Source organism: Scandinavium sp. (assembly GCF_036271055.1).
GTDB lineage: Bacteria > Pseudomonadota > Gammaproteobacteria > Enterobacterales > Enterobacteriaceae > Scandinavium.
Genome location: NZ_DATBBJ010000059.1, coordinates 134,303 through 146,485, shown reverse-complemented (window position 1 = coordinate 146,485; position 12,183 = coordinate 134,303). Strand labels below are relative to the sequence as shown.

Here is a 12,183-nt window from a genome sequence, read left to right as displayed (position 1 = left end):
CTTACTTCTGGAACCATTTGCTGTAGATGGTCTGGTAAGTGCCGTCTTTCTTCACTTGATCCAGCGCCGTATTCAGCTTCTGTTGCAGATCGGCATTACCCTGACGCACGGCGATACCGAGGCCAGTGCCAAAGTAGTCTTTGTCCGTCACTTTATCGCCAATAGCGGCCAGTTTCGGATCGGCTTTCAGCCACTCGGTCACCACGGCGGTGTCACCGAAGACCGCATCGATACGACCATTCTGCATATCCAGCTTGGCGTTCATATAGCTGTCGTAAGGCACGACGGTGATTTCCGGGTGCTTATCGGTGATGAATTTCTGGTGTGTAGAGCCGTTTTGCATGCCGACTTTTTTGCCTTTCAGCCCAGCGATGTCTGCCACTTTGCCTTTCTGGCCGACGAACAGCGCGGAGTTTTCATAGTACGGCTGGGTGAACAGCACCTGTTTTTCACGCTCTGGCGTGATGTCCATTCCGGAAATCACGGCGTCGAAACGACGGAATTTCAGGCTTGGGATCAGGCTGTCGAACGCCTGATTGGTGAACGTACAGGTGGCGTCAATCTGTTTGCACAGTGCGTTCGCCAGATCCACATCGAAGCCGACAATCTTATTGCTGGCATCCATGGATTCAAACGGAGGGTAAGAAGCTTCCATCGCAAAACGAATAGTCTGAGCGGCACCGGCAGAAAGGCTGACGCTTGCAAGCAGCGCGGCAATCACGATTTTTTTCATTGTCATTGTTCCTGAAAACATCAGTGTGAAAGATAGTTTTTAAAGGCTTCGGTCTGCGGATTGGCAAAGCAGTCCGCGTTCCCTTGTTCGACGATGTGACCGTTTTCCATATACACCACACGGCTGGCGGTTTTACGCGCCACTTCGACTTCATGGGTGACGATCACTTGGGTAATCTGGGTTTGCGCCAGCTCGCGAATAATGCTGACAATCTGGGCGGTGATTTCCGGATCAAGCGCGGCGGTTGGCTCATCAAACAGCAGAACCTGCGGTTCCATCATCAGCGCACGGGCAATCGCCACTCGCTGCTGTTGACCGCCGGACAAATGCAGCGGATAGCGGTCGCTGTAGGGTTTCAGGCGCAGACGCTCCAGCAGTTTTTCAGCACGGTCCAACGCTTGCTCTTTGGATAAACCGAGCACGCGGCAAGGGGCTTCAATCAGGTTTTGCAGCACGGTCAGGTGCGGCCACAGATTGTACTGCTGGAAGACCATCCCGACGTTTTGACGCAAGTCGCGGATAGCCTTCTCGGAAGGGGGTTTGCTGAAATTGAACTGATTACCAGCAATAGCAAGCGTGCCGGAACGCGGCATCTCCAGCAGGTTAAGCACACGCAATAGCGAACTTTTTCCCGCGCCGCTTGGGCCTAGCAGTACCAGCGTTTCACCTTGCGGGCAATGCAGATTGATGTCGAACAGCGCCTGATGTGCGCCGTAAAAGCAGTTAATGCCTTCTAGTTTTATACTCATCCGGGAAATCTGACACCGATAGCTATTGAGGCCGCAAATAGTAACGTTCACAGAATAGTTATGCAATATTTCTGCGTTAAAACTTATATGTAAACCGTGTTTACACTTAAAGTTAGCACAAAATAGCGAGGGTGCAGGGGCGGAGGAATAAATGTCGGCATTCGTCACAGAATGCCAGACATTTACCCTGAGTGATTAGAGGGAGATTTTACTTAGTGAGCGTCTGGCGCAGCGTACCCGCCGGGGCGTGGACTGTGCCGCCGAGATAACGTACGTCATCTACAGCCCAGCACTGACCTTCACGGATCATCAGGACTTCATCCTGCCAGCGGTCCGAACCCTGTTTCAGTTCAACGCGTAGCGGAATGTTACGGGCATCGGTATTCGGGATGGTCGAGCTGCTCGCGACATCAGCGCTGTCAGGTGGCGTTGAGCGGCTGAAGAACGGTTCTTGCTGCAACAGGGCACGCTTGTTCGGATCGTTATTCGCATCGTTAAGCACTTTCGCGAGGTCATCGCTCAGATAAGGACGCAGAGCAGTCAAATCAGTAGTACGGTGCTGGATGCTATAGTCGTAAAATTTCTGGGCGACGGCGTCCGGGCCGCCTTCCATGCAAGAGCCTGAACGCGTACCGATGTCCTTAAAGGCAGGCGTGACGGTGGTACAGGCGCTGAGCAGAAGTGCGCAAGGGACAAGAAGTGCAGCGGCAGAATAGCGCATGAGTGATTTCCTTATAGACTGACTACGGTATTTAGATGTTTTCAAGCATAGCGTATCGGGACGATAATGTGTTTGATTAACCGAGCTAAGGTATTGAAGAAGGAGGACGAATGCAATTTTCAACCACACCGACCCTGGAAGGGCAAACCATCGTGGAATACTGCGGCGTAGTGACGGGCGAAGCCATTTTGGGCGCGAATATCTTCCGTGATTTTTTCGCTGGGATCCGCGATATCGTTGGCGGCCGTTCTGGCGCGTATGAGAAAGAACTACGCAAAGCGCGTGAAATCGCCTTTAAAGAATTGGGAGAACAGGCGAAAGCGCTGGGCGCGGATGCCGTAGTCGGCATCGACATCGATTATGAAACCGTCGGCAAAGACAGCAGTATGCTGATGGTCAGCGTGAGCGGCACCGCCGTTAAAGTCCGTCGATGAAGCGTTTACTCCCCCTTGTTCTGGCGCTGTTGCTGGCGGGATGCTCCGGTGAGAAAGAAGCCGCGCGGCAGGGCATCGTCAGCAAACCGGGCTACTTGCTCGACACCAACCATCCTGCCCCGAACGCGTACCCGCGCATCAAAGTGCTGGTCATTCATTACACCGCAGGTGATTTTGAGAACTCGCTCGATACGCTGACGGGCAGAGAGGTCAGCACCCATTATCTGATCCCGGAAGTTCCGCCGATGCGCAAGGGCAAACCGCTCATCTGGCAACTTGTACCGGAGCAGGACCTGGCCTGGCATGCTGGCGTCAGTTTCTGGCGTGGGGCTACGCGTATAAATGACACCTCGATTGGTATCGAGCTGGAAAATCACGGCTGGCAGAAAACGGCGGGGGTGAAAAGCTTCACGCCGTTTGCCGAGGCGCAAATTAACGCGCTGATCCCACTGGCGAAAGACATCATTGCCCGGTATCACATTGAGCCGCAGAACGTGGTGGCGCATGCGGATATTGCCCCGCAGCGTAAAGACGACCCGGGCCCCGAGTTTCCGTGGCGCGAGTTGGCGCAGCAGGGAATCGGTGCGTGGCCGGAACCCAGTCGGGTAGCATTTTATCTCAACGGACGCGCACCATCGCAGCCGGTAGCGATGTTCTCGGTACTGGATTTGCTGTCACGCTATGGCTATGAGGTGACGCCCGGCATGAGCTACACCCAGAAAAAACGGGTGATCATGGCCTTCCAGATGCACTTCCGTCAGTCTCGTTGGGACGGCGTGGCCGATGCTGAAACTCAGGCCATCGCCGAAGCGCTGCTGGAAAAATACGGTCAGGGCTGACGGTTAACGCGGCAGCTTGCCGTGATCTTTCAGCCAAAGGGCCGTTTGCGTGATCCCTTCATCGAGGGTCACGATGGGCTGATAGCCCAGCTCTTGCTCGGCGCGGCTGATATCCAGGGTGAAATCAAAGTTCAGCTTCGACACGCCATAATGGGTGAACGACGGTTCTTTTGCCGCTTTATTGCCAAACTTCTCCATGCTTCGGGCCACCATATCCAGCATCGGATAAGGCACCGAACGGATGCGGCATGGGATATCCAGCTCGTCGATAAGTTTCTGCACGATGCTTTTCAGGCTGCGCGGTTCGCCGTTGGTGATGTTATAGACTCGCCCAGAGGGCAGTGAATCACACAGCGGCTGGCTGGCGAGCCACATCGCATGAACGGCGTTTTCGTAATAGGTCATATCCACCTGCGCCGCACCGCCGCGCGGCAGCAGCACGCTACCGTAGTGGTGCATCATTTGCGCCAGACGCGGAATAAACACTTTATCGTGTGGCCCGAACAGGCTTTGTGGGCGCAAAACGGTAAAGCGGGTATTCGGGTTCGCCTGCGCCAGCAGCTCAACCACTTCTTCGCCTGCGGCCTTGCTGCGGGCAAATTCATTGGCAAAACGCTGAGGGCGGAACTCCTCTTTGATGTCACGGTGATGGTGATAATCAAAATAGAGCGACGGTGATGATATATGCACGAAATTGCGCACCCCCCAGGCCACGGCCCATTCGCCCAGGCGGCGGGTGGCGCGAACATTCGCTAAATCAAAGGCTTTCTGGGTGCCCCACGGGGAGGTAAAACTGGAGCAGTGCCACAGCGTATCAATGCCGGCGAGCATCACTTTCGCCTGTGAAGATACCAGCTCGGTCAGATCCGCGTGGACAAACTCAGCGCCCATTTTTTCCAGCAGTCGACCCATCGCTTCGTTGCGACCGGTTGCTCTGACGCTGATGCCTTTACGGCGCAGATATTCCACCGCGTTGCGGCCTAAACCGCTGGTGGCCCCGGTGACCAGTACCTTCATATCAATCCACTGTGTCTGAAAAGAATTTCGTGCGCATTTTTCCGTGAATTACGCTGAGTTGCAATGGGAAACTGCGAAGAAAAATTCTCATTTTGCTGATTTATGCGTGATTTCTTCGGCGAGTTTTGCCATGCGCCTGGCCATGCCTTTAAAAATGAACAGATGTGCCGGGATCATCAGCAACCAATAGAATAAGCCTGGCATACCGTGCGGATGCCACCAGGCGCGAACGTCAATTTCGCGATGATCGCCTTTATCTTTCAGGCTAAAAGTGAGACGTCCGAGGCCCGGCGCTTTCATGCCGAACAGCAATGACAGCTGTTTCTGCGGCTCGACGATGATCACCTTCCAGCTATCTACCGCATCACCGGTTTCCAGCATGTCACGTTCCGGACGGCCTTTGGCGAGCTTATGCCCGATCATGCGGTCCAGCGAGGCGCGAATATCCCACAGGATATTGCCGAAGAAATAACGCTCTTTACCGCCGAGTTGGTTGGCGACTTGCCACAGTGCTTCGAGGCTGGCGGACGTCTTGACGGTACAGCCTGCCTGTTTAGGAAAGTATCCATATTCAGGCCGCCAGCGGGCAAACGCCTGCGCGTCATAACCCCAGTCGCTGGAGTTCATCAACTGCTCTTCTTCTTTCAACGTGCTCTGCACGGCATCGTCAAAAGAGATCAATTTTTGCGGGATAAGCTCACGCAGTTCACGATCGTCCGCCAGCAGATCGTGCTTCAGACCCTGGATCAGCGCTTTGGCCGTCGTCGGCGGTACGGAGGTGATGACATTTAAAAACCACACCGAAATCCAACTGGTGGGGAAGGGAATAGGGATCAGCCAGCGATGGCGACCGCTGATACGCATGAAATGTTCGAATTGTTCCTGATAGCTCAGCACGTCTGGCCCGGCGGCTTCCAGAACACGATGCTTTTCTGCCGGATGATTGAGTAACTCCACCAGATAATGCAGCAGATTTTCCAGCGCAATCGGCGTGGTCCGTGAGCGCACCCAGCGCGGCGGCGTGAGCACCGGCAGGTTATACACCATGTCTCGCATCACTTCGAACGCCGCAGAACCTGCGCCGACGATAATACCGGCCCGCAGTTCAGTCACCGGGATTTCCGCTTCACGCAGAAGCTCACCGGTTATTTGACGAGCACGCAGGTGATCCGATTGTTCATTTTCGGGCGCTTGCAGAGAACTTAAAAAGATAACCTGTTTCACCGGCTGTTGCCGCAGGGCATCGCGCACGTTGAGCGCCACCTGACGTTCATGGGCGACAAAATTCCCGCCTTCGCCCATGCCGTGAACCAGAAAATAAACCGTATCCACACCTTCGAGCAGCGCGGGCAGTTCTTTCGGCCAGTTGAGATCAACGTGATGACAGCTGACGCCGGGCAGCGCCAGTTTTTGCAGACGATCCGTGTTTCGTGCCGCAGCCCGCACGGTGTATCCGCGCGCGCTCAGTTCGGTGACCAGATGCTGGCCGATATAGCCGCTGGCGCCGAGCACCAGAATTGTTTGCGACACGCTCACTCCTTAGCGATGTAAAAAGGTTTTCCAGTGGCTGACAACTTCCGCCAATTGCTGACGATTCACGTCCAGATGCATCACCAGGCGCACAATCGGCGAGGCGTTGATCAGCACGCCGTTAGCACGAAAATGTTCGCCCAGCGCCGCCGCATTTTCTTCACCCACTCGCACGAACAGCATATTGGTGTCATGACGCATTACGTCAGCGCCAATTTCTTTCAGTTGCTCAGCCATCCATGCTGCATTGTCGTGATCGTCCTGTAAACGCTGGACGTTATTTTTCAGAGCATACAGGCCCGCAGCGGCCAAAATACCCGCCTGACGCATACCACCGCCGGTCATTTTACGCCAGCGGTTGGCACGTTTGATGTAATCCGCGTTACCGACCAGCAGCGAACCAACAGGCGTGCCGAGGCCTTTGGAGAGACAAATCGTGAAGGAGTCACAATATTGCGTGACGTCTTTCAGTTCACAGCCATACGCCACAATCGCATTAAAAATACGCGCGCCGTCCACGTGCAAACCCAATCCACGTTCACGAGTGAAATCCCACGCCTGTTTCAGATATTCGCGCGGCAGCACTTTGCCGTTATGGGTATTTTCGAGGCTTAACAGTTTGGTGCGGGCGAAGTGAATATCGTCGGCTTTAATTTTGGCAGCGACTTTATCGAGCGGTAGCGTGGCATCGCTGGCGGCATCAATCGGTTGTGGCTGGATGCTGCCTAATACAGCCGCACCGCCGGCTTCGTACAGATAGTTATGCGCGCCCTGGCCGACAATATACTCCTCGCCACGCTCGCAGTGGCTCAGTAACGCCACCAGGTTGGCCTGGGTGCCGGTCGGCAGAAACAGGGCGGCTTCTTTACCGCCGAGTTCTGCCGCATAGCGTTGCAGTTCATTAACGGTTGGGTCATCTCCATACACATCATCCCCGACCGGGGCGGCCATCATCTCTTCCAGCATGGCGCGACTCGGGCGGGTAACGGTATCACTACGTAAATCGATCACGGCATTTCCTTTTACACTTCATCCTTCACGCTGCCTCTGTGTTGGCTGCGTGCGAAAATCCCAGTCACATAGTTATCTATGCTCCTGGAATTTTCGCACTTGCCGCCTTGATGCAACATGAATGATTTTGTGTCTTTAATTAAAAGGATACTTTTACCTGAGCCAGTTGGTTTTCGCCAGTTCGATAACTTCATCGCCGCGTCCACTGATGATCGCGCGCAGCATATACAGGCTGAATCCTTTGGCCTGTTCGAGTTTAATTTGTGGCGGAATAGCCAGTTCATCTTTCGCGACGACGACATCGACCAGCACCGGACCATCGATACTGAATGCGCGTTGTAACGCCTCATCCACATCGGCAGATTTTTCAACGCGGATCCCGGTTATGCCGCAGGCTTCGGCAATATTGGCGAAGTTGGTGTCATGCAGTTCGGTGCCGTCGGTCAAATAGCCTCCGGCTTTCATTTCCATCGCCACGAAGCCGAGCACGCTGTTGTTAAACACCACGATTTTCAGCGGTAGTTTAAGCTGGATGACGGACAGAAAATCCCCCATCAACATGCTGAAACCACCGTCGCCGCACATTGCGACCACCTGGCGATTCGGCATGGTTGCTTTCGCGCCTAACGCTTGCGGCATGGCGTTTGCCATCGACCCGTGGTTGAACGAGCCAAGCAGGCGGCGTTTACCGTTCATTTTCAGATAACGTGCGGCCCACACCGTTGGCGTGCCGACATCGCAAGTGAAAATGGCGTCATCGTCGGCGAAATGGCTGATCTGCTGCGCCAGATATTGCGGGTGGATCGCTTTTTCGCTCGGCTTCGCCAGATCGTCGAGCCCTTTGCGCGCGTCACGGTAATGCTCCAGCGCTTTATCCAGAAACGCCCGGTCAGTTTTCTCTTCCAGCAGCGGCATCAGGGTGGCGAGCGTAGCTTTGATATCGCCTATCAGCGCCATGTCGACCTTGCTGTGCGCACCAATGCTTGCGGGGTTAATGTCTATCTGAATGATTTTGGCGTCGGTCGGGTAGAAAGGACGATACGGGAACTGCGTGCCGAGGAGCACTAACGTATCGGCGTTCATCATGGTGTGGAAACCTGAAGAAAATCCGATAAGCCCGGTCATGCCGACATCGTAAGGGTTATCGTATTCGACATGCTCTTTGCCGCGCATGGCGTGAACGATCGGTGATTTCAGCTTAGCGGCGAATTCCAGTAGCTCTTTATGTGCTCCGGCGCAGCCGCTGCCGCACATCAGCGCGATGTTATTGGAGTAGCGCAGCAGTTGGGCGAGTTTACGCAGTTCTTCCATTTCCGGCACCACAACGGGCTGCGGCGCGTGATACCAGTGGGTGGTCGCGGATTCCGGGGCGGCTTTCAGCGCCACATCACCGGGTAGCACGATCACCGACACGCCGCGGTTAAGCACCGCTTTGCGCATCGCAATAGCTAACACCTGTGGGATTTGTTCCGGCGTAGAAACCAGTTCGCAATAATGGCTGCATTCGCGGAACAACTCCGCTGGATGGGTTTCCTGGAAATACCCGCTGCCGATTTCGCTGGAAGGAATGTGCGCGGCGATGGCAACCACCGGCACGTGATTGCGGTGGCAATCGAACAAACCGTTTATCAGGTGCAGGTTGCCTGGCCCGCAAGAACCAGCGCACACCGCCAGTTCGCCGGTCAGTTGCGCTTCCGCGCCTGCGGCAAAGGCGGCGACCTCTTCGTGGCGCGTTGCCATCCAGTCGATCGTGCCCATTTTGTTCAGGCTGTCACTCAGCCCATTGAGGGAATCTCCCGTGACGCCCCAAATTCTTTTTACCCCGGCTTGTTCAAGCGTTTTCGCAATGTAAGCAGCAACCGTTTGTTTCATGGGTTTCCTTCTCCTTTTTGTGATACCGCTTACAAGCTTAGATGAAACTCACTGGCGTGCCCGACTAAATCCCCTTATTTTCAGCAGGTTTATTGGCATCATTCTTCGGCGTAAGCTGATTTTGGTTTAGGGAAAATAAGGAATAACTTCAAATGGTTAAATCTATGTTAATGGGCAGCCGAAAACCGCGATCGTATGACGATCTCGGTAGGCTGTTGCTGCGCCTGGCGGTGGGCGGGTTAATGCTGTTTCACGGACTTCATAAATTGTTTCACGGCGTGGATGGCATTAGCGCCATGTTGGTGGCGAAAGGGTTGCCGGGGTTTATTGCTTACGGTGTGTTAGTGGGGGAAGTGGTTGCGCCGTGTCTGATTATTCTCGGCATTTTCACGCGGCCTTCCGCGCTGGTGCTGGCATTCACGATGGTGGTGGCGTGGCTGATGGTCGGCACAGGAAAAACCTTCGCGCTGGATGCGGTAGGGGCCTGGGCGATTGAAAGCCTGGTGTATTATTTTGTCGCCGCGCTCGCGATAGTTTGTCTCGGAGCCGGGCGTTACGCGTTCGGCAGTCAGTCTTCACTCAATTAAAAATGCCCGGCGGCGCTGAGCGCTTGCCGGGCGTTTTGATCAGGCCAGAACCAAATCGCTTTGAGGATGACAGGAACAGGCCAGCACATAACCCTGTTTCTGCTCTTCATCGCTCAGCGTCATGGTGCTGCTGACGCTGTACTCTCCGCTGACTACGCGCGTTTTACAGCTGCCGCAAACGCCCGCACGACAGGCTGCATTCACCGCAACTTTATTGCTTTCCAGCGCTTCCAACAGCGTGGTGCCGACCGGCGCATAAAACTCCTTCGCCGGTTGCAGCTTGGTGAATTTCAGCCCGCTGGTGGCTGCTTCGGCGACAGGCGTGAAGAACTTTTCTTTGTAAAAGCGCGTGACGCCAAGCGCTTTCACATTCTCTTCCACCCATTCCATGTACGGCGCAGGGCCACAGGTCATGACGGTGCGAGCGGCCAAATCGGGGACGCTTTGCAGAATGGACTGACTCAGTCGCCCGGCGACAAAGCCGTGCGTGGCGTTATTTTCCGCAACCAGCGTCACCGGATAATTGCGCCACTCCTCGGCGAAAATTACATCCTCAGGCGAACGGACGCTGAAAATCACCTGTACATCGGTTTCCGGGCGATTTTTTGCCAGCCAGCGACGCATCGACATCACAGGCGTGACACCGCAGCCTGCGGCCAACAACAGCAGTTTATCGGTAGGTTTGTCTTCGCAGGTGAAATCACCTTGCGCATCCGACAGCCACAGATAATCACCGCGTTTAACGTCGCGGGTTAGCCATTCAGAGCCTGCGCCGTTATTAATACGACGAACGGTCAGCGTAATGTATTCGCTCACACCCGGCGTGGATGAGAGCGTATAGGCGCGCAGCGTATCCGCAGAGTTGCGAATACTCACCAGCGCATACTGCCCGGCGCGATAGGAGTAAGAGTCGTGACACAGCAGCGACAGCGTCCACACATCCGGCGTTTCCTGCTGAATGTGGTGAACCTGCATCCGCCATGGGCATTGAGCCGTAGGCATCGTCATTATTTTCTCCTTACGCACACAGCATCTGTTGCAGATCTTGTTCTACGGTGGTGATGGCACGCAGACCGAATTTTTCGTTTAGCACAGCCAACAGATCCGGCGTCAGGAAGCCCGGCGCTGTTGGGCCGGTGACGATATTTTTCACGCCGAGCGACAGCAGGGTCAGCAGAATGACAATCGCTTTTTGCTCGAACCAGGAAAGCACCAGCGACAACGGCAAATCGTTCACGCCGCAGCCGAGTTTTTCAGCCAGCGTGACCGCCAGAATAATCGCCGAGTAGGCATCGTTACACTGACCGGCATCGACCAGACGCGGCAGGCCTTCGATGTCGCCGAAATCCAGTTTGTTGAAACGGTATTTACCGCAGGCCAGAGTCATCACCAGACAGTCGTCCGGCACGCTGGTGGCGAAATCCGTGAAGTAGCTGCGCTCGGTGCGTTCGCCGTCACAACCGCCGACGAGGAAGATGTGGCGCAGTTTTTCACGGCTGACCAGATCGATAAGCGTATCCGCCGCGCCGAGCAACGTCTGGCGACCGAAGCCGACGGTGATCAGGTGTTCGATTTCATCATACGGGAAGCCAGCTAGCTTCTGTGCCTGTTCGATAACTGGAGTGAAATCGTCGCCTTCAAGATGGCTGACATTCGGCCAGCCGACGATGCTGCGCGTCCAGATGCGATCGTCATAGTCGCCGACGGTAGGGTCGATAATGCAGTTAGAGGTCATCACAACGGGGCCAGGGAAACGGGCGAATTCCACCTGCTGATTCTGCCAGCCGCTGCCGTAGTTGCCGACCAGATGCTTAAATTTACGCAGTTCCGGGTAACCGTGCGCAGGCAACATTTCACCGTGGGTATACACGTTAATGCCGGTGCCTTCGGTTTGTTGCAGAAGGTTGTAGAGGTCTTTCAGGTCGTGGCCGGAAATCAGGATCGCTTTACCGGCAACGGATTTTACGTTGACCTGCGTTGGCGTCGGGTGACCGTAAGCGTTGGTTTCGCCTGTATCCAGAATGCTCATCACTTTGAAGTTCATCTGGCCGATTTCCATCGAACATGCCAGAAGCGCCTCCATGTCGGCAGGCCAGGTGCCGAGCCACGCCATGATTTTATGGTATTGCGCGTAAATGTCGTTGTCGTATTGGCCGAGCACGTGGGCGTGTTCCATATACGCCGCCGCCCCTTTCAGGCCGTACAGGCACAGCAAGCGCAGACCGAGAATATTGTCGCCAATCGTGGCTTTGTCTTTGTTTGGGGTGAACATTTCGGCCTGACGCTGTAAATCACCCAGATCATCACTCACCAGCTGTAAACCGGCCATTGGGTTATCGACTGCGGCAGTGGCGTCTTTCGCCTGACACTGCGCTTTCAGCGCTTCTCGCAGGGCGATGGCTTCACGCGCATAACCGACGATGCGGGGGGAATCAAAGTTAACGTTGGTCAGGGTAGAGAAGAATGCGCGCGGGGCAAAACTGTCGACTTCGTGGCTGATGATGCCAAACTCACGGGCTTTCAGCGCCCAGGCAGAGAGCCCTTGCAGCGTGGCGATCAGCAGATCCTGTAGGTCAGACGTTTGCGCGGTTTTGCCGCACATTCCTTGCGAATAAGCACAACCGTTACCGGCTGGAGTACGAATGGTTTGTTCACATTGCACACAGAACATGGTCACACCTTTAAAGTTA

Annotated in this window: 12 protein-coding genes; 3 read left to right on the top strand and 9 right to left on the bottom strand. The window is 54.9% G+C overall.

Annotated features, from left to right (window positions below):
* Nucleotide 1: 1 nt before the first annotated feature.
* The 3 genes from artJ to VH187_RS08675 all read right to left on the bottom strand — a co-directional run bounded on the left by artJ (nucleotide 2) and on the right by VH187_RS08675 (nucleotide 2,203).
* Nucleotides 2–733 (bottom strand): arginine ABC transporter substrate-binding protein, encoded by a 732-nt coding sequence (gene artJ, locus VH187_RS08685; RefSeq protein ID WP_329701059.1) that lies wholly within the window; start codon nucleotides 731–733, stop codon nucleotides 2–4.
* Nucleotides 734–753: 20 nt separating this feature from the next.
* Nucleotides 754–1,482 (bottom strand): arginine ABC transporter ATP-binding protein ArtP, encoded by a 729-nt coding sequence (gene artP, locus VH187_RS08680; RefSeq protein WP_329701058.1) that lies wholly within the window; start codon nucleotides 1,480–1,482, stop codon nucleotides 754–756.
* A 208-nt stretch (nucleotides 1,483–1,690) separates the two neighbouring features.
* Entirely contained in the window at nucleotides 1,691–2,203 is a 513-nt protein-coding gene (locus tag VH187_RS08675; protein WP_329701057.1) for a lipoprotein, read from the bottom strand.
* A gap of 110 nt (nucleotides 2,204–2,313) precedes the next feature.
* On the opposite strand from VH187_RS08675, the gene VH187_RS08670 reads away from it, so the two are divergent.
* Together VH187_RS08670 and VH187_RS08665 are read left to right on the top strand one after the other, a co-directional pair.
* Nucleotides 2,314–2,637: a heavy metal-binding domain-containing protein gene (locus VH187_RS08670; RefSeq protein WP_329701056.1), complete on the top strand. Its 324-nt coding sequence runs from the start codon at nucleotides 2,314–2,316 to the stop codon at nucleotides 2,635–2,637.
* The gene (locus tag VH187_RS08665; protein ID WP_329701055.1) at nucleotides 2,634–3,476 is read left to right on the top strand and encodes an N-acetylmuramoyl-L-alanine amidase; all 843 of its coding nucleotides are present in this window, start codon (nucleotides 2,634–2,636) and stop codon (nucleotides 3,474–3,476) included. The genes VH187_RS08670 and VH187_RS08665 overlap by 4 nt, the downstream gene beginning before the upstream one ends.
* A 3-nt stretch (nucleotides 3,477–3,479) precedes the next feature.
* Here VH187_RS08665 and VH187_RS08660 read toward each other — a convergent pair whose 3' ends face one another.
* The 4 genes from VH187_RS08660 to poxB all read right to left on the bottom strand — a co-directional run bounded on the left by VH187_RS08660 (nucleotide 3,480) and on the right by poxB (nucleotide 8,906).
* Nucleotides 3,480–4,493, bottom strand: coding sequence for an NAD-dependent epimerase/dehydratase family protein (locus VH187_RS08660; RefSeq protein WP_329701054.1), 1,014 nt, complete (start codon nucleotides 4,491–4,493; stop codon nucleotides 3,480–3,482).
* Between the two features lie 87 nt (nucleotides 4,494–4,580).
* Nucleotides 4,581–6,023: an SDR family oxidoreductase gene (locus tag VH187_RS08655; protein ID WP_329701053.1), complete on the bottom strand. Its 1,443-nt coding sequence runs from the start codon at nucleotides 6,021–6,023 to the stop codon at nucleotides 4,581–4,583.
* A gap of 9 nt (nucleotides 6,024–6,032) precedes the next feature.
* On the bottom strand, nucleotides 6,033–7,034 hold the full coding sequence (gene ltaE, locus VH187_RS08650) for a low-specificity L-threonine aldolase (protein ID WP_329701052.1): 1,002 nt from the start codon (nucleotides 7,032–7,034) through the stop codon (nucleotides 6,033–6,035).
* Between the two features lie 153 nt (nucleotides 7,035–7,187).
* A complete protein-coding gene (poxB, locus tag VH187_RS08645) occupies nucleotides 7,188–8,906 on the bottom strand; it encodes a ubiquinone-dependent pyruvate dehydrogenase (RefSeq protein WP_329701051.1) in 1,719 nt (572 codons plus the stop codon).
* Nucleotides 8,907–9,058: 152 nt separating this feature from the next.
* Between poxB and VH187_RS08640 the strand changes: the two genes are divergently transcribed.
* Nucleotides 9,059–9,493, top strand: a complete 435-nt coding sequence (locus VH187_RS08640) for a DoxX family protein (RefSeq protein WP_329701050.1) — start codon at nucleotides 9,059–9,061, stop codon at nucleotides 9,491–9,493.
* A 39-nt stretch (nucleotides 9,494–9,532) separates the two neighbouring features.
* Here VH187_RS08640 and hcr read toward each other — a convergent pair whose 3' ends face one another.
* Both hcr and hcp read right to left on the bottom strand, forming a co-directional pair.
* Complete coding sequence (gene hcr / locus VH187_RS08635) at nucleotides 9,533–10,501, bottom strand: NADH oxidoreductase (protein ID WP_329701049.1); 969 nt, start codon at nucleotides 10,499–10,501, stop codon at nucleotides 9,533–9,535.
* 10 nt (nucleotides 10,502–10,511) lie between these two features.
* Entirely contained in the window at nucleotides 10,512–12,164 is a 1,653-nt protein-coding gene (gene hcp, locus VH187_RS08630; protein WP_329701048.1) for a hydroxylamine reductase, read from the bottom strand.
* Nucleotides 12,165–12,183 lie beyond the last annotated feature (19 nt).